The organism is Streptomyces sp. NPDC012474 (genome assembly GCF_042955185.1).
Lineage (GTDB): Bacteria > Actinomycetota > Actinomycetes > Streptomycetales > Streptomycetaceae > Streptomyces > Streptomyces cahuitamycinicus.
In genome coordinates, this window is record NZ_JBIBEP010000020.1 from 52,460 (window position 1) to 69,926 (window position 17,467).

Consider the following 17,467-nt stretch of genomic DNA (forward strand, 5'->3'; position numbering starts at 1 on the left):
GGCTCTGGCTGCCGGCCTCCGGATTCCGACGTCCGGCTCCGGCTCTGGCTCCGGCTGCCGGGTTCCGGCGCCGGCTTCCGACATCCGGCCTCCGAGAGCCCCGTCTCCTCCCCCGGCCGCTCAGCCCTCGGCATTCCTGATCGCGTCCCGGTAGGCGCGGGCCGCCGCTCTCAGTGCCGCCTCCGGGTCGACGCCCTCCGACTCGGCGCGGACCGCCAGGGCCAGGAGCTCGTAGCCGATGCCTCCGGCGGGTGGGAGCGGTACGTCCAGGTTCGCCGTGCGGGCGCGGGAGGCCAGCTTGGCGGCGAGGGCCAGGCCGGGCTGGCCGAGGGGTATGCCCTCGGTGATCGAGGTCCGCTGCTTCTCGACCGCCTTGGTGCGCAGCCAGTGCTCCTTGACCTCCTCGGGGGTCGTGGCCGTCGCGTCACCGAAGACGTGCGGGTGGCGGTGGATCAGCTTGGCGACGATGCCGCCGGCCACGTCGTCGATGGAGAAGGGTGTCTCCCCTTCCTCCGGGCGGGCTTCTTCGGCGATGCGGGCGTGGAACACGACCTGGAGCAGGACGTCGCCGAGCTCCTCGCGCAGTTCGTCGCGGTCGCCCTCCTCGATCGCCTCGACGAGTTCGTACGCCTCCTCGATGCCGTACTTGGCCAGGCCCTGGTGGGTCTGCTGGGAAGACCAGGGGCACTCGGCGCGGATGCGGTCCATGACCTGGACGAGGTCGAGGAGACGCGCGCCCGGGAGGTCGTAGGAGGCGGGCAGCAGCTCCAGCTGGGGCATGGCGATACGGCCGGTTCCGGCCAGGCGGGCCAGGCCGTCCGTCAGGGCCGGTTCGCCCTCGCCCGTCGCCACCACGACCACCGTGCGGCCGCCGGAGCAGGCGTCGACCAGTTCCTGCGCGGTGGGGGACGCCTCGTCGACCTGTATCCCCGCCTCACGCAGATACGGCAGCTGCGGATGGGCTCCGTCCGCGCACAGCACCCGGTCCGCCGCGTGCAGTGCCTGCCAGGCGGGCCAGGAGAGCAGGCCGGGCGCGACGCGGTGGCTGGTGGTGAGCAGGACGATGCGGCCGGGGGCGGCGGCCGCGTCGGGAGCGGTCCGCTCGGGGCCCGGGGTGGCTTCGGGGCTGTTGGCGTTCACGGTTCGAAGCTATCCCACGCCGCCGACAGCACCCGAAGTTATCCACAGGGCCTGGATGTGGACGGGCTGAAGGGCCCGACGGGTGCGCCGAACCGCAGGGGCCCTACATGCCCTGCTGGTTCTGTGCCGACGTGACGTCCCGCACCCACGGCGTCTTGGCGTCCGCGCGGCTGCTCTTCTGGACGTCCCAGGTGCCGTAGCGGGGGTTGAGGTCGATGTTCAGGTCCTTGGAGGCGTCGGAGAGGGCCTTCCAGAACTCGGGGCGGCCGGTGTCCGTGCCGAGCTTCTCGGCGAGCTTCTGGGCCTCCAGCTGGAGGCGGAGGTTCTCGTCGAGGCGCTGCGGAGGGATGCCGTACTGCTGGAGCCAGGTCCTCTCCAGCGCCTTGGCGCCGCCTGCCTGCTGCTCCAGGCCGGACCGCATCGCCTGGATGTCCTTGCGGGAGACGGTCACGCCGGCGTCCTCGGCGGCGCGGTGCAGCACCCGGTCCAGGACCATGGTCTGCAGGGTGTCGCGCGTGAGCGTGCCGGTTCTGGCGATGGCCTGCTGGTACTGGGCCTCGTCCTGCACGGCCGCCCGCTGGGCCGCGCGTACCTCGCCGACCCGCTCGTCGAGCTGGGAGACGGTGATCCGCTGGCCGCCCACCACGGCTGCCGCGCCGGGATGCGCGTCGTTTCCGCAGGCGGTGAGCAGGGGCGCCGCGGCGGCGATCGCGGCGGTGAGGACGAGCGCGGTACGACGGCGGCGGTGCAAGGGGAGCCTCCCGAGGAGATTGTGCGACGGTGCACAAAGTCTTGCGATGATCGATGGTAGGCAGTGGCCAAGCTCTGGCCAACCCATTCGACCAACGATTCACCGGGAACTTCCGGCACCGCCGCGCCTCCGCCGCGGCCGCGGGGCGGTCGTCAGCCGCGAACCTGCCCCAGCCACTGCAGCGTCCTGCGGATCTCCGCGCCCAGCGGGTGCCCGGGCCCGTGGGTGCGCTCCACGTCGTGCAGGAGGCGGGCCAGGGTGTCGTGGGCGGCGCCCCGGTCGCCGAGGGCGAGCAGGAGGTGCCCGATACGGCGGCGGACGTCGTGCGCCAGCTCCGGGCCGCCGGCGGCGACGTACTGGTTCTCGTAGTACGGCAGCACCGCCCGGTACTCGGCGAGCGCCGCGGCCGGTTCGCCCAGCTGTTCGAGGCACTGGGCGGCCTCGTAGCGGTGGCGCAGGGCCTGCGGGTCGGACTGGCCCGCTTCGGCGGCGCGTTCGTCGGCGAGACGGCGCAGTTCGGGCAGGGCGCGCCGGTACTGGCCGTCGTCCAGGAGCGTCGCCGCGTACTGCTTGCGCAGGGTGCGCACGACCGGGGAGTGCGCGCCGTGCTGTTCGGCGGCGGCCGGCAGGATCGCTCCGAGGATGTCGACGGCCTGGGTGACGCGACCCTCGCCGAGGAGCCGTTTGACCTCGTCCACGGCGCGGGCGATGTCCGTCTGCCCCGGCGTATCGGTGACGGGTGCGGCGGGAGTGGGCTGGGGAGCGGGGGTGCGCGCACGATCCGGCCAGGGGGCGTGCGGGCGCAGGAACGGGCGCATGGGATCCAGGGCCGCTCCGGTGGGCGTCCCGCGCGCGGGCAGGAGCGGCTCCAGATGCTCGTACACCTCCTGCGCGGAGGCGGGCCGGTGCTGCGGGTCCTTGGCGAGGAGGCGCAGGACGAGGGCCTCCAGTGCCTCGGGGACTTCGGGACGGACGCGGCGTACGGGCAGTGGGGGCTCGTACAGGTGCCGGTGCAGGACGCCGAGGGCCGTGGAGCCGGAGAAGGGCACGTCACCGCTGAGCAGTTCGTGCAGGACCACGCCGAGCGCGTACAGGTCCGTGTAGGGGCCGACCGCGCCGCCCATGGCCTGCTCCGGGGCCATGTAGGCGGGCGAGCCGATCGGGGTGCCGGTGTGAGTGAGGCGCGTGGTGTCCGCGTCCATGACGGAGGCGACGCCGAGGTCGAGGACGGTGACCGTGCCGTCCTGCTTCACCATCACGTTGCGCGGCTTGAGGTCGCGGTGGACGATCGGCACGGCGTGCACGGCGCTCAGCACGGCGCACAACTGCGCGGCGACCGCGACCGCCCACTGCCAGGGGTACGGCTCGTGCTCGGCGAGGTGTCCGGCGAGGTCGGCGCCGTCGATGTACTGCATGACGAGGAACAGCTCCTCGCCCTCGCTGCCCGCGTCGTGCACGGTGACCAGGCCGGGGTGGTCGACCTGCGCGGTCACCCGGCACTCGCGCACGAAACGGCGGCGCAGTTCCTCCGCGTCCTGCCCGGCCACCTTGTCCGGGCGCAGCAGCTTCACCGCCACGCGCCGGTCGAGCCGCTGGTCGTACGCCGTCCACACCTGGCCCATGCCGCCCTGCCCCAGGACGGTGGACAGCTCGTAGCGGCCGGCGACGACCCGTCCTGCCGCCGCGGTCACCGTCCGCCCTCGTGTCTGCCGTCCCGGTGGCCTTCGCCCTCGTGCCGGCGCAGGTAGTCGCTGAGCTCGTCGAGTTCGGCGCGGACCTGGTCGATGCGGGCGGGGGCGGGGCGCTGGGGCGGCAAGGGCGGCTGGATGGGCCCCGCGGCCTGGGGCGTGGAGTCGTGGGGAGCGGGTGCGTGAGGTACGGGTGCGGGTGGTTGCGGGACGGGCGTGGACGCCGGGGCGTACGGCGGCGCGGGGTGCGGGTAGCCGTACGGGGTGTGCGTGACCGTCTGCGCGTGGGGCGACGCGTAGCCCGCGAGCCTGCGCTGCTCGCCGTGGTGGCCGATGTCCACGACGAGGAAGTAGACGGCGGCGCCCGCTCCGAGCAGCAGGATCATGGCCAGCGCGATGTCGGTCCGGAGGTCGTCCTCCGGCAGCGCGCCGATCACGGCGAAGCACGCGATGGCCAGCGGCAGACTCACCCAGGCCAGCACCCAGTCGAGGGCCCGGCCGCGCAGGACGGCCACCCGGAACAGCGGTACGCAGGCCAGCACGCCGCACGTGAGGAAACCGGCTGCGGCGAACAGCACGCGCAGGGAGATCACCGTTGCCGCGCTGCGGGGAGGCGGCGCCGCGCCGTGGCCGTACATGACTGCTCCTGGACCGGTGTGTGGGCGATGGGGACGGACGTGCGAGTGACAGACCCTCTTGGGGAATCCGAGCGTATAGCCCGACAAGGACAAGCGGTCACGGGTTGTACCGAACCGTTGTCATGCTGATCACTTCGTGCGAACAGCCCGTCCTCGGGCCGTCGTAGGCCGTCCGGTCCGTCACCCGCCCCGGTCCGTCACGCCCTGCCCGGTCCTACACGCGTGCCCGGTCCTACACGGGATGCCGCATCCACACGTTGGGTTCGACGTACACCGCGTACCCGCGCTCCACCTCGCAGCGCACCGGCACCAGAGCGCCCGGCACCTCGATGTCGCCGTCGGTGTCGAAGGGCAGACCCGTCCAGCGGCGCCAGTCCGCGAGCGGGGCGGACACCGTCATGGACGCCGGTGCCACCGAGTCGATGGTGGCCCCGGCCCGGGCGTGGACGCGCAGCCACGGGTCCTGGGGCAGGCCGTCGGGGCGGACGCGACGGGCGTACTCCTCCATCGGCGTGTGCGGCTCCAGGTGCTTGGCGTTGGGGCGGACCGGGGCGACGACTTCGCTGAAACCGCGGGCCCGGGCGTTGTCCCGCATGGCCGAGAGCATCACCCCGGACAGGCCGCGCCCCTGCGCCTGCGGGGCGATGGAGACCGAGATCGCGCTGACGGTGTCGGGCCGGACCCCGCGCCGCAGGTCGGAGAAGGCCCACACCAGCACCGCGTCCCAGCCGTTGGCCGGCAGTCGGCCGCCGCGGTGCTCGGTGCCGAGGGCGAACGGCACGCTGTAGGCGTTCGCGACGACCTCGCCCTGCTCGTCTTCGGCGAACAGGACGTACTCCGGCAGTTCGGTGGCGATCCGCGGGAAGTGGGCGGCGCCCACGAGGTCCTGGATCACGAACTCCGGCCAGCTGTCCGCCATCCCTACGACCCGCTCCAGCATGTCCGGGCGGTCGGCGAGGCTCGATATCTTCGGCTGCATGTGATCACGGTAGGCGCAGGCGGCGGACGCCCGGAACCGAATTCTTCGGTCCCGGCAGCTCCGTCACGGTCCTCTGCATGCGCTCGGCCACAGTTGGGGCGTTTGTCTCCCACAGTCCGCGAGCGATGACGTTTTCCCAGGTCTGCGGCTCTACCAGCCTTAGCCTTCGCACTGCTTCAGCATCATCGCCTTGTCGGCCGTCGTCACCGAAAGCTCGTACTTGTCGGCGACCTGCGCGAACCGCACCGCGTACGAGCACCGGATCTTCTTGTTCGGCGGCAACCAGGACGCGGGTCCCGAGTCCCGCTTCGCCGAGTTGGCGCGCCCTTCGACAGGGAGCAGGTTGAGCACGTCGTTCGCCAGTTGCTTGCGCTTGCTCTCCGGCCATCGGGCGGCGCCCATCTGCCAGCTGTAGGACAGCGGGACCACGTGGTCTATCTGCACCTCGGTGGCCTTCGCCTTCTTCCAGTCGATGTCCTTGCCGGTGTAGGGGTCGTACAGCTCCATCGCAACGACCACGCAGTCGGAGCCGGAACGGAACCGCACGTGCCGCCCATGGAGTTTCAGCAAGTCGTTGCGCGTGTCACAACCATTCCTCGCCAGCGGTACCCCGTCCGCCGTATCCATCCACGCATAGCCGAACTCATCTCGCTCGTAGCCCGTTCTCGGGCCGCGCCCCTTGGTCGCCACCTTCTCGATCAGGGCGCGGGCCCTGGCCTTGTCCGCGCCGGAGGTGACCGCCGCCAGTCCCGGCTCGGTGCCGTCCGGGTTGTCCAGCGGGTTCGCGGCCCGCCCGTCGCCGGCGGCCGGAGCGCCGGAACCTGAGGCGCCGCCGCGGTCCGCGGGCGGGGTCAGACCTTCGCAGCCGGCCAGCGCCGAACCGGTGAACACCATCGCGACAGCCAGTGCCGCCCCGCCCCTCAGACGCGTCACCGTGCGCCCCTCCTCTGTATGCCTGTTCCGCTCCGGCACGGGCGGCCCGTGCCGGAGCCCACGGTAGCGAGGAAGAGGTTCAGACCACAGCGGGCCTCAATGCGCATACTTTGCATCCCGCGCGTATCGTCGGTTCTGAGTCATCTCCGGAGGGAGCTTTGCATGGGTATCTTCGACAAGTTCAAGAGCCAGGCGCGGAACAAGGGCAAGCAAGGCTCTGACACCGCGGAGGAGCGGATCAACGAGAGGACCGGCCGCAAGTACGAGGACCAGGTCGACTCCGGCCAGCAGCGCGTCGAGGGCTCGCTGGGCATGGACCGCGACCGCGACCGCGACCGCGACCGGCCCGAACAGTAGTAAGGCCTCCAGCTCAAAGGCCGTCCGCGGAGATCCGGACGCATCTCCCGCGGGCGGCTTCCCGTGCCCGGAGCCGGCCGCTTCTCCGGTCAGACCTTGCCTATGCCCAGCGTCGTTTCCGAGGGCAGCAGGCCCGACGCCAGGACCGCGACCCAGAAGTCGCCCAGCAACTCGGCGAGACGGTCGGCGTCGGCCGGGCCGAGTGACTGCCAGGGCCCGGAGGCCAGTTGGTCGGTGTGCCGCTCCACGCGGTGGCGCAGGGCGCGGCCCGCCACTGTGGCCGCGCCGTCCGCGTCGACCAGCCCCCTGGCGGCCAGGCGGTCGCGCGCGGCCGTCCACTCCTCGGGACTCCAGCCGCGGCTTTCGAAGCGTTCCACCGACGCGGCACCTATCGCGGCGAAGGAGACGAGCGACTCCACGGGATCCAGGCCCGCCACCAGCAGGGCCGCGAGGTGGCCGTCGCCGCGGTGTTCACGCAGGATCGTCGCCGCGTGCCAGAGCTGCAGGTGCGGGGCCTGCGGCCAGTCGAGCGCGGCATTGGCCGTGGCCAGCGGGCGGGCGGCCGTGTCCGCGGACTCTGCCGCGCGCCGGGCGAGTGCGGCGGCCTCCGCCAGCTCGGGGCCGGTCATCCGGTCGCCGAGTATGGCGCGGTAGGCCCTGTCGACCGCCCGCGTCCTCGCCTCGATCACCGCGTCGGGGCTCGCGACCCTCCACGCCGGCTCGGCGTGCTCGGCGACCATGCGCGGACTGAAGCTGTAGAAGGCCGAGGCCACCTGCTCCGGTCCGACCCGCCCCAACGGGGCCGCGCGATACGGGAAGTAACTCGGCCACCGCTCCCCCGTGCCGTACCCGAGGGCGGCCGCTTCCTCGAACGCCTCCGGCGCGTAGTACAGCACTGCATGCAGGGGCTCCAGCAGGTGCCACATCTGGCGCACGCGAGCCGGCTCCACGCCGGCCTCCCGCGCCCCGACACTCTCGTCGATCTCACTGATCTGTTCCGGCATGGCGTACCTCCCGCTCGCACCCGACCCCGCGGCGCGTGACTCGTCTCATCCGGTCCGCACAACTTGACACTGACAAGATTGCCCGAAGCGGCCCCGACTTGTCAATGACAAGATTTGGCGTGCGCACGTACGCTCCTGACCATGAGCACCAGCAAGTCGTCAGCGAACGAGAACGGCCCTGCCAACCGCCCTTACCACCACGGTGACCTGCGCCGCGCCATCCTCAGCGCCGCCCTGGACGTCATCGCGGCGGACGGCCCGGCCGCGCTGAGTCTGCGCGACCTCGCCCGCCGTGCCGGCGTGTCGCACGCCGCTCCGGCCCACCACTTCAAAGACCGCGCGGGCCTGCTCACGGCGATCGCCGCCGAGGGCTTCGGGCTGCTGGCGACCACGCTCAGGCGGGCGGCGGAGCTGAAGGAGGCGGGCGTGCGCTACGTGCGTTTCGCGCGGGAGCATCCGGCGCACTTCCAGGTGATGTTCGCGCCCGAGCTGCTGCGCGAGGGCGACCTGGAACTGGCCACAGCCCGCACCCTGGCCGGTGACGCCCTGCGCGACGCCGTCGCCGCCGTACCGCCGCAGGGCCGCGGCACCGACGCCCGGCTCGCCGGTGTCGCCGCCTGGTCCCTGGCCCACGGATTCGCCACGCTGCTCCTCAGCCACAACCTCGACGGCCCGGTGGGCGACCAGGACCCCGAGGAGGTCTTCCGCGGGCTGGCGGCGATGCTGTTCCGCCCCGCCGAGTAGCAGCGCCCCGGGCGGCACCCGCTTGACCTTGACACTGACGTCAAGGCGGGACGATCCCCGCATGACATCCCCGTATCCGAAGACCGGGCGGCAGCACACGCGCACGACGCGCCAGACCACCGGCGCACCCGCTCGAACGGCGGTGGCCCAGGACGAGACCCCGGGCCCCGGGTGAACGCCTCCTGAACCGACGAAGGACGCCGGTGCGCGTGTACGACCGGGGGCGGCCTGGCACGAGGCCACCCGCGCGCCCGCGCTCACGCCCCCCGCGCACCCGCACCCGCACCCGCACCCGCAGGGGCCGTACAGCGTCTGGCCACCGGCGCGCACGTACGGCCGGGGGCCTGACGGGGCTTCAGCGGACCCGGCGTCAGGACCCCAGCACCGAGGTGAGGAACTCCCCGACCCATGCCAGCAACTCCCGCCCGACCAGTGGCTTTCCGCCCACCTTCGCGGTCTTCGGACGCGGCACCAGCACCTGGTGCACCGTCGGCTTGAGGACGACCCCGGGGTACAGCCGCTTGACCCGCAGCTCCTGCGACTCGCGCAACTCCACCGGCGCGAACCGGATGTTGTTGCCCTGCAGCACGATCTCGCCGACACCGCACGCGCGCGCGAACATGCGCAGGCCCGCGACGAGCAGCAGGTTCTCCACCGGTTCGGGCAGCTTGCCGTAGCGGTCGACGAGTTCCTCGCGGACCGCCTTGATGTCCTCCTCCGAGTTGGCGGAGGCGATGGAGCGGTACGCCTGGAGGCGGAGGCGCTCGCCCGGCGCGTAGTCGTGCGGGACGTGCGCGTCGACAGGCAGCTCGATCTTGACCTCGAGCGGCGGCTCCTCCTCGATCTCTCCGGTCTCCAGCTGCCGCCGGTAGTCGGCGACGGCCTCGCCGACCATCCGCACGTACAGGTCGAAGCCGACGCCCGCGATGTGACCCGACTGCTCGCCGCCGAGGAGATTGCCCGCGCCGCGGATCTCCAGGTCCTTCATGGCCACGTACATGCCGGCGCCCATCTCCGTGTGCTGGGCGATGGTCGCGAGCCGCTCGTGCGCGGTCTCGGTCAGCGGCTTCTCCGGCGGGTAGAGGAAGTAGGCGTAGCCGCGCTCGCGGCCCCGGCCCACCCTGCCGCGCAGCTGGTGCAGCTGCGACAGGCCGAAGTTGTCGCCGCGCTCCACGATCAGGGTGTTGGCGTTGGAGATGTCGATGCCGGACTCCACGATCGTCGTGGACACCAGCACGTCGAACTTCTTCTCCCAGAAGTCGACCACGACCTGCTCCAGCGCCCCCTCCGACATCTGCCCGTGGGCGGTGGCGATGCGCGCCTCGGGGACGATCTCGCGCAGCCGGGCCGCCGCACGGTCGATCGACTCGACGCGGTTGTGGATGTAGAAGACCTGGCCCTCGCGCAGCAGCTCACGGCGGATCGCGGCGCCGATCTGCCTCTCCTCGTAGGGGCCGACGAAGGTGAGTACCGGGTGGCGCTCCTCCGGCGGGGTGGTGATCGTCGACATCTCGCGGATGCCCGTGACCGCCATCTCCAGCGTCCTGGGGATCGGGGTCGCGGACATCGTCAGCACGTCGACGTTCGCGCGGAGCTTCTTCAGCTGCTCCTTGTGCTCGACGCCGAAGCGCTGCTCCTCGTCGACGATGACCAGGCCCAGGTCCTTGAACTTCGTCTCGGACGAGAACAGGCGGTGGGTGCCGATGACGATGTCGACCGAGCCCTCGCGCAGGCCCTCCAGGGTCGCCTTGGCCTCGGTGTCGGTCTGGAAACGGGAGAGGGCCTTGACGCTCACCGGGAACTGCGCGTACCGCTCGCTGAACGTCCCGAAGTGCTGCTGCACCAGCAGGGTCGTGGGCACCAGGACGGCCACCTGCTTGCCGTCCTGGACGGCCTTGAAGGCGGCGCGGACCGCGATCTCGGTCTTGCCGTAGCCGACGTCACCGCAGATCAGGCGGTCCATCGGGACCGTCTTCTCCATGTCCTCCTTGACCTCGGCGATGGTGGTGAGCTGGTCGGGCGTCTCCGCGTAGGGGAAGGCGTCCTCCAGTTCGCGCTGCCAGGGGGTGTCCGCCCCGAAGGCGTGGCCGGGGGCGGCCATGCGCGCGCTGTACAGCTTGATGAGGTCGGCGGCGATCTCCTTGACGGCCTTCTTGGCGCGGGCCTTCGTCTTCGTCCAGTCGGCGCCGCCGAGGCGGTGCAGGGTGGGGGCCTCGCCGCCGACGTACTTGGTGATCTGCTCCAGCTGGTCGGTGGGGATGTAGAGGCGGTCGCCGGGCTGGCCGCGCTTGGCGGGGGCGTACTCGACGACCAGGTACTCGCGGGTCGCGCCCTGCACGGTGCGCTGCACCATCTCGATGTAGCGGCCCACGCCGTGCTGCTCGTGGACGATGTAGTCGCCCGGCTCCAGGGTGAGCGGGTCGATGGTCTTGCGGCGGCGGGCCGGCATCCGGGTGCCGTCGCGGCCCGCCGCCCGCTGGCCCGTCAGGTCCGTCTCGGTCAGGACGGCGACTCTGAGGGCCGGGTCGACGAATCCGTGCTCGATCGAGCCGCACGCCACGTGCACGACCGACGGGGAGATCTCGGCCAGGTCGGCGTCGTGACGGGCGGCGATGCCCTCGCCGCCCAGCACCTCGACCGTACGGGCCGCCGGGCCGTGCGCCTCGGTGACGAACACCGTGCGCCAGCCGTCGGCGAGCCAGCCCTTGGTGTCGGCGAGGGCCTTGGCGGTGTCACCCCGGTAGGTCTCCGGGGCGTGCATCCCCAGCTTGAGGGTGTCCTGGTCGAGCTCCTCGTCGGCGGCGAACGGCGACACCGTCCACCACATCATGTCCAGCTCGCGGGCCCGGTCCCGGACGTCCGCGATGGACCACAGGGAGGCTGCGCCGACGTCGATGGGAGCCTCGCCGCCACCGGCGGTGGCCGCCCAGGAGGCCTGCAGGAACTCCTGCGAGGTGGCCACGAGGTCCGACGCGCGCGTGCGGACCCGCTCCGGGTCGCACACCACGGCCATGGCGCCCTTGGGCAGGACGTCGAGCAGCAGCTCCATGTCGTCGACGAGGACCGGCGCGAGGGACTCCATGCCCTCCACCGCGATGCCCTCGGCGATCTTGCCGAGCAGTTCACCGAGCTCGGGGTGCTGTTCGGCCAGGGCACGCGCGCGCGTGCGGACCTCCTCGGTGAGCAGCAGCTCGCGGCACGGCGGCGCCCACAGGCCGTGCTCGGCGACTTCGAGGGAGCGCTGGTCGGCGACCTTGAAGTAGCGGATCTCCTCGACGTCGTCGCCCCAGAACTCGACGCGCAGAGGGTGCTCCTCGGTGGGCGGGAACACGTCGAGGATGCCGCCGCGTACGGCGAACTCGCCGCGCTTCTCGACGAGCTCCACGCGCGCGTACGCCGCTGCCGCGAGGGCTTCGACGATCGCGCCCAGGTCGGTGTTCTGCCCGGTCCTCAGGGCGACCGGTTCCAGGTCGCCGAGGCCCTTGACCTGCGGCTGGAGCACGGACCGGACGGGTGCGACGACGACCGAGACCGGGCCGGTCTCGGGGTCGTCGGGGCGGGGGTGGGCCAGGCGGCGCAGCACGGCCAGGCGGCGGCCGACGGTGTCGCTGCGGGGGCTGAGCCGCTCGTGCGGGAGCGTCTCCCAGGACGGGTACTCCACGATCCCCTCGGCCGGGAGGAGGGAGCGCAGGGCCGCGGCCAGGTCCTCCGCCTCACGGCCCGTCGCCGTGACCGCCAGCACCGGGCGGCCCGTGTCACGGGCCAGGGCGGCGACCGCGAAGGGGCGGGCCGCAGGGGGGCCGACCAGGTCGACGTGCATGCGGTTGCCGTCTGCGGCGGCCCTGATCGCTTCCGCGAGGGCGGCGTCCTTGACTAGGGCGTCGAGCAGACCGTGCAGGCTCATGGGGGCTTTTTCCGTCCAGGGGTGGGCAACACGACGGGCCCGACGCGCGCCGCGGGCCGGGGGTCTCCAGCGTACGACGGCGCGCGCCCGCGCGGCGGGCCTGTGGACAACGCCCGTTCTCCCCGGGGCGAACACCCGCCCTGTCCCGCGTGGCTCAGCGAGAGAGCGCGGCCCCGAATCCCGGGGCCCGAGGAACACTGCCCGGCAAGTGGGGATACGGCCGCCCAACCTTCACAACATCACCCCCACCCGTTGTTTTCGCCCCGGCATGATCGATCGGACGCCGCTCCCGGCCGCTCACCGCACCCCTAAGGCACGGCATGCCTCCCCCCACCGTCCAGATCGCGCAGCCCCGCATACCGACGCCGGTCACCCACCCCCCGGATGACCGGCACCCCGACCGCGCGCGCGGTGAGCCCTGGGCCCTCGCGGCGGTCCTCTTCGCCGCCTACACGCTCGTCTCCGTCGGCCGCTACCGGCACATGACCGGCCTCTCCTGGGACCTGGGCATCTTCGAGCAGGTCGTGCGCGCCTACGCGCAGCTGCGGGCGCCGGTGTCCGACCTCAAGGGGCCGGGGTTCGTCATCCTCGGTGACCACTTCAGCCCGGTGACCGCCCTGCTCGCGCCGCTGTACCGGCTCTTCCCCTCGCCGGTCACGCTGCTGGTCGCGCAGGCCGCGCTCTTCGCGCTGTCCGCCGTGCCGGTGACGCGGGCCGCCACCCGGCTCCTGGGCCGTCGCCGCGGGCTCGCGCTCGGCCTGGCGTACGGACTGTCCTGGGGCCTCCAGCGCGCCGTCGACTTCGACTTCCACGAGATCTGCTTCGCCGTCCCGATGATCGCCTTCTCCCTGGAGGCCCTTCTCGCGCGGCGCCCGCGCGCGGCCCTGGGGTGGGCGCTTCCCCTGGTGCTGGTGAAGGAGGACCTGGGGCTGACGCTGGCCGCGATCGCGCTCGTCGTCGCCTGGCGGGCGGGCGGCTCGTCACCGCGGACGGTCCGGTACGCGCTCGGCGTGGCGGTGTTCGGCGTGGCGGCGACCGTGCTCGCCCTGACGGTGGTCGTCCCGGCGTTCAACACCTCGGGCGGCTACGACTACTGGAACAAGGTCAGCGGTGCGGGCAGCCCCTTCGACGGCACCGGCACCAAGCTGCGCACGCTCGCCTGGCTGCTGATCCCGACCACGGGCCTGCTCGCGCTGCGCTCCCCGCTGCTGCTGGTCGCGCTGCCGACGCTCGGCTGGCGGTTCGTCTCCGGCGACGAGCACTACTGGGGCACCGACTGGCACTACAGCGCCGTCCTGATGCCGGTCGTCTTCCTCGCCCTCGCCGACGCGCTCCCGGCCGTTCGCCGCGGCACGCGCGCGTGGCTGCGTTCCTACGCCGCTCACCTGCCGGCCGCCGTCGCCGCGGCGGCACTGGCGCTGACCACGTCACTGCCGCTGGCGCAGCTCACCGAGGCCGGCATCTATCGCAAGCCCGCCGCGGTGTCCGACGTGGAACGGCTGCTGGAGCGGATTCCCGACGACGCCACCGTCGAGGCCAACATCGGCCCGATCAGCCGCCTCACATCGCGTTGCCGGGTCTTCTGGCTCGGCGACACCCGGGGCGTCATCCCGGAGTACATCGCCCTGGAGAACATCGACGGCAGGTACCGCGACCCCGTGGGCTACGCCCGGAGCCTGCACCCCCTCGCCGAGTACGCCGTCGCGGGCGAGGCGGCCGGGTACGTGGTTCTCGAACGCCGGACGGAGACGGCCGGGGCCCGAAGCGCCGAGGGCGCCGCACCCGCCCCGCAGCGGGCCGACGCCTGAGCGCCCGGCCGGCGCGGCCCGCCGCCCGCCCGTCGGTCCGTCGGTCCGGCAAGCCGTCGGGCCCGCCCCGGAGGCGGAGACCTCCGGGGCGGGCCCATCCCCCGCAACCCCCGTGTGCGGTGGTCTCGGGCGGTCCGGCTACTCGGTGGCGATCGCGTTGAGGACGTTCATCCGGCCTGCCCGGAACGCCGGGATCAGGGCGGCGAACAGGCCCACGAAGGCCGAGCCGATGAAGACGCCGATGATCGTCGGCCAGGGGATGTCCAGGACCATCAGGCCCTCCAGGGCGAGCAGCTTCTGCGCCGTGGCGCCCCAGCCCATGCCCAGTCCGAGGCCCAGCAAGGCACCGAAGAGGGCGATGACGACCGACTCCAGGCGGATCATGCGGCGCAGCTGGCGGCGGGAGAGGCCGATGGCCCGCATCAGGCCGATCTCCCGGGTGCGCTCCACCACCGACAGGGCCAGGGTGTTCACAACGCCCAGGATGGCCACGATGATCGCCAGGGCCAGCAGGCCGTAGATCATGTTGAGCAGCTGGCCGATCTGGTCCTTCAGGGCGTCCTTGTAGTCGGTCTGGTCGCGCACGATGTACTGCGGGTAGTCGTGCAGCGCGGCCTTCAGGGACTTGTAGGCGGCGTCCTGCTGCCCGTCCTTGGCACTGGCGAAGACCAGCGAGTCCAGGGGCATCTTGTCGGCCGGGACGTACTTGGCCATCGTCGAGATGGACGTGTACATCGCGCCCGCGTCGATCACGACGTCGCTGCTGGTGATTGCCCGGACCGTCAGGTCGGCCGCCGAGCCGTCCTTGAAGGCGACCTCGATCTTGGAGCCGAGGCTGATGCCGTGCTCCTTGGCGAACTTCTCGTGGACGGACATCGAGTCGGGCTTGTAGGCGTCGGGGAGCTTGCCGGCGACGGTCTCGGTGCGCAGGTCGGTCGCGTACGACGGGTCGGCCGCCGTGATCGCCGTGTCCTTGAGCGTCGTGCCGTCCGGGGTGGTGAAGTCGGCCTCGGTCCACTTGTACTGGGTGACGTGCTCCAGGTCCGGCGACGACTTCACGGCCTTGACCGCCTGCGGGGTGACCAGCTGGCCGCTGTCGGACTGGATGATGAAGTCCGTGCCGACGGTCTTGTCGAGCTGGTCGGTGGCGGACGCCACCATGGAGGAGCCGACCACGGACAGGCACGCCACCAGGGCGAGGCCGATCATCAGCGCGGCGCCGGTCGCGCCGGTGCGGCGCGGGTTGCGCAGGGCGTTGCGCTCGGCCATGCGGCCGACGGGGCCGAACATGCGGAGCAGCACGGCGCCCAGGACGCGGACCACGGCGCCGGCGAGCAGCGGGCCGATGACGACGAAGCCGATCAGCGACAGGACGATGCCGAGGCCGAGCCACAGGGAGCCGTCCTTGGCCTTGTCGGCCTCGGACGCCAGGTAGAGGGCGAAGCCGCCGGTGCCGGTGAGGACCGTGCCGATCGCGGCGCGGATCCGGCCGGCCTTGGCGTCGGCGGGTGCTCCCGCGTCGCGCAGGGCGGCCATCGGGGAGATCTTGCCGGCGCGCCGGGCGGGCAGGTAGGCGGCCAGCACGGTGACGATCACGCCGAGGACGAGACCGACCACCGGGGTCGTCCAGGCCACCGTGAGGTCGTCGGTGGACAGCTCCATGCCCATCTGGCCCATGAGCTTCATCAGGCCGACGGCGAGGCCGACGCCCGCGCCGACGCCCAGTACCGAGCCGACGACGCCGAGGAGCAGCGCCTCGGCCAGCACGGAACGGTTGACCTGCTTGCGGGAGGAACCGATGGCCCGCATCAGGCCGATCTCCCGGGTGCGCTGGGCGACCAGCATCGAGAAGGTGTTGATGATCAGGAAGATGCCGACGAGGAAGGCGATCCCGGCGAAGCCGAGCATCGCGTACTTCATGACGTTCATGAAACCCTCGACGTCCTTCTGGTTGGCGTCGGCGGTCTCCTTGGCCGTCTTCACCTGGAAGCCGCCGCCGAGTTCGGCCGTGACGTTCTTCTTCAGCTGTGCGTCGCTGACGCCGGTGGCCGCGGTGACGTTGACGTTGGTGTAGACGCCGGTCTCGCCGACCAGGGCCTGCTGGGCGGTCTTCGTGTCGAGGTAGAAGATCGCGGCGCCGGGGTTGGTGACGGTGAAGTCGGCGATGCCGGAGATCTTCGCGTTGTGGTTGCCGACGGCGGTGAGCACGCCGATCTCGTCGCCGAGCTTCAGGTCGTGCTTGTCGGCGGTGTCGGCGTCGACCATGATCTGGTCGGCGCCCTTGGGGGCCGCACCGGAGGTGATCTTCATGGTGCGGGCTTCGTTGCGGTTCCAGCTGCCGACGATGGTCGGGGCGCCGCTGGAGGGCGACAGGCTGTCCTTGTCGGCGTCGACGACGGTCACCGAGGTGGAGAACACCGCGCCCTCGGCGGACTTGACGCCCTGCGCCTTGCGGACCTCGCCCAGCACGGAGGCCGGCAGGACCGGCGGCTTGCCGTTGTCGGCGGTCGTCTCGCCGGTGTCGGAGGCGCCCTTGGCGCTCACCGTCACGTCGGAGGAGGTGACCGCGAAGAGCTTGTCGAAGGTGGTGGACATGGTGTCCGTGAAGACGAGCGTGCCGCAGACGAAGGCGACCGACAGCAGGACGGCGATCGCGGAGAGCGCCATCCGCCCCTTGTGCGCGAGGAAGTTGCGCATCGAGGTCTTCATGACGGTCATGACGTGCGCCCCCGGGCGTCGAAGTCCTTCATGCGGTCGAGGACGGCCTCCGCGGTCGGCTTGAACATCTCGTCGACGATGCGACCGTCGGCGAGGTACAGCACCCGGTCCGCGTAACTGGCGGCCACCGGGTCGTGGGTGACCATCACGATGGTCTGGCCCAGCTCGTCCACCGACCGGCGCAGGAAGCCGAGGACCTCGGCGCCGGCGCGGGAGTCGAGGTTTCCGGTCGGCTCGTCCCCGAAGATGATCTCGGGCCGGGCGGCGAGCGCCCGCGCCACGGCGACGCGCTGCTGCTGACCGCCGGAGAGCTGGGTGGGCCGGTGCTTGAGACGGTCGGCGAGCCCGACGGTCTCCACGACCCGCGTCAGCCACTCCTTGTCCGGCTTGCGGCCCGCGATGTCCATGGGCAGGGTGATGTTCTCGATGGCGTTCAGCGTCGGCAGGAGGTTGAACGCCTGGAAGATGAACCCGATCCGGTCCCGGCGCAGCCGCGTGAGCTTCTTGTCCTTCAGACCGGTGATCTCGGTCTCGTCGAGGTAGATCTGGCCGCCCGTCACGGTGTCGAGCCCGGCCAGGCAGTGCATGAGGGTGGACTTGCCGGATCCCGAGGGACCCATGATCGCGGTGAACTGGCCGCGTGCGATGTCCACGTCGACGTGATCGAGGGCGACGACACGGGTCTCACCGGATCCGTACGCCTTCACGACCTGCCGCGCCCGCGCGGCAACGGCCGTACGCCCTCCAGTGCCCCCGTGCCTGGGAATGGTTACAGCCGATGTCACGGTATGTCTCCTATATCG

At 71.9% G+C, this 17,467-nt stretch carries 13 protein-coding genes; 3 read left to right on the forward strand and 10 right to left on the reverse strand.

All coding sequences use genetic code 11. The features are described 5' to 3' along the window. Positions 1-120: 120 nt before the first annotated feature. The 6 genes from ACFY9S_RS33160 to ACFY9S_RS33185 form a co-directional block, all read right to left on the reverse strand. Positions 121-1,140, reverse strand: a complete 1,020-nt coding sequence (locus ACFY9S_RS33160; protein WP_391135873.1) for a nucleoside triphosphate pyrophosphohydrolase — start codon at positions 1,138-1,140, stop codon at positions 121-123. 103 nt (positions 1,141-1,243) lie between these two features. Beyond that, positions 1,244-1,891, reverse strand: a complete 648-nt coding sequence (locus tag ACFY9S_RS33165) for a SurA N-terminal domain-containing protein (RefSeq protein ID WP_391135876.1) — start codon at positions 1,889-1,891, stop codon at positions 1,244-1,246. Between the two features lie 152 nt (positions 1,892-2,043). Next, the gene (locus ACFY9S_RS33170; RefSeq protein ID WP_391136153.1) at positions 2,044-3,540 is read right to left on the reverse strand and encodes a protein kinase; all 1,497 of its coding nucleotides are present in this window, start codon (positions 3,538-3,540) and stop codon (positions 2,044-2,046) included. Positions 3,541-3,578: 38 nt separating this feature from the next. Continuing rightward, positions 3,579-4,217: a hypothetical protein gene (locus tag ACFY9S_RS33175; RefSeq protein WP_391135879.1), complete on the reverse strand. Its 639-nt coding sequence runs from the start codon at positions 4,215-4,217 to the stop codon at positions 3,579-3,581. Positions 4,218-4,449: 232 nt separating this feature from the next. After that, a complete protein-coding gene (locus ACFY9S_RS33180) occupies positions 4,450-5,196 on the reverse strand; it encodes an N-acetyltransferase (RefSeq protein ID WP_391135882.1) in 747 nt (248 codons plus the stop codon). A gap of 159 nt (positions 5,197-5,355) precedes the next feature. Then, positions 5,356-6,090 carry a DUF1524 domain-containing protein gene (locus ACFY9S_RS33185; RefSeq protein ID WP_391136156.1) on the reverse strand — a complete coding sequence of 245 codons (735 nt, stop codon included), beginning with the start codon at positions 6,088-6,090 and terminating at the stop codon, positions 5,356-5,358. A gap of 201 nt (positions 6,091-6,291) precedes the next feature. Here ACFY9S_RS33185 and ACFY9S_RS33190 point away from each other — a divergent pair, with 201 nt between their 5' ends. Continuing rightward, entirely contained in the window at positions 6,292-6,486 is a 195-nt protein-coding gene (locus ACFY9S_RS33190; RefSeq protein WP_391135885.1) for an Rv0909 family putative TA system antitoxin, read from the forward strand. 89 nt (positions 6,487-6,575) lie between these two features. Here ACFY9S_RS33190 and ACFY9S_RS33195 read toward each other — a convergent pair whose 3' ends face one another. Beyond that, on the reverse strand, positions 6,576-7,490 hold the full coding sequence (locus ACFY9S_RS33195; RefSeq protein ID WP_391135888.1) for a hypothetical protein: 915 nt from the start codon (positions 7,488-7,490) through the stop codon (positions 6,576-6,578). A gap of 141 nt (positions 7,491-7,631) precedes the next feature. Between ACFY9S_RS33195 and ACFY9S_RS33200 the strand changes: the two genes are divergently transcribed. After that, on the forward strand, positions 7,632-8,234 hold the full coding sequence (locus ACFY9S_RS33200) for a WHG domain-containing protein (RefSeq protein ID WP_391135891.1): 603 nt from the start codon (positions 7,632-7,634) through the stop codon (positions 8,232-8,234). A 370-nt stretch (positions 8,235-8,604) separates the two neighbouring features. Here the strand turns inward: ACFY9S_RS33200 and mfd are convergent, their stop codons facing one another. Next, positions 8,605-12,138, reverse strand: a complete 3,534-nt coding sequence (gene mfd, locus ACFY9S_RS33205) for a transcription-repair coupling factor (RefSeq protein WP_391135894.1) — start codon at positions 12,136-12,138, stop codon at positions 8,605-8,607. Between the two features lie 320 nt (positions 12,139-12,458). Here mfd and ACFY9S_RS33210 point away from each other — a divergent pair, with 320 nt between their 5' ends. Continuing rightward, entirely contained in the window at positions 12,459-13,946 is a 1,488-nt protein-coding gene (locus tag ACFY9S_RS33210; RefSeq protein ID WP_391135897.1) for a DUF2079 domain-containing protein, read from the forward strand. 138 nt (positions 13,947-14,084) lie between these two features. On the opposite strand, the gene ACFY9S_RS33215 is transcribed toward ACFY9S_RS33210, so the two are convergent. After that, a complete protein-coding gene (locus ACFY9S_RS33215) occupies positions 14,085-16,664 on the reverse strand; it encodes an FtsX-like permease family protein (protein WP_391135900.1) in 2,580 nt (859 codons plus the stop codon). Beyond that, positions 16,661-17,449, reverse strand: a complete 789-nt coding sequence (locus tag ACFY9S_RS33220) for an ABC transporter ATP-binding protein (protein WP_033312060.1) — start codon at positions 17,447-17,449, stop codon at positions 16,661-16,663. Before ACFY9S_RS33220 ends, ACFY9S_RS33215 begins: the two co-directional genes overlap by 4 nt. Between the last annotated feature and the right edge of the window lie 18 nt (positions 17,450-17,467).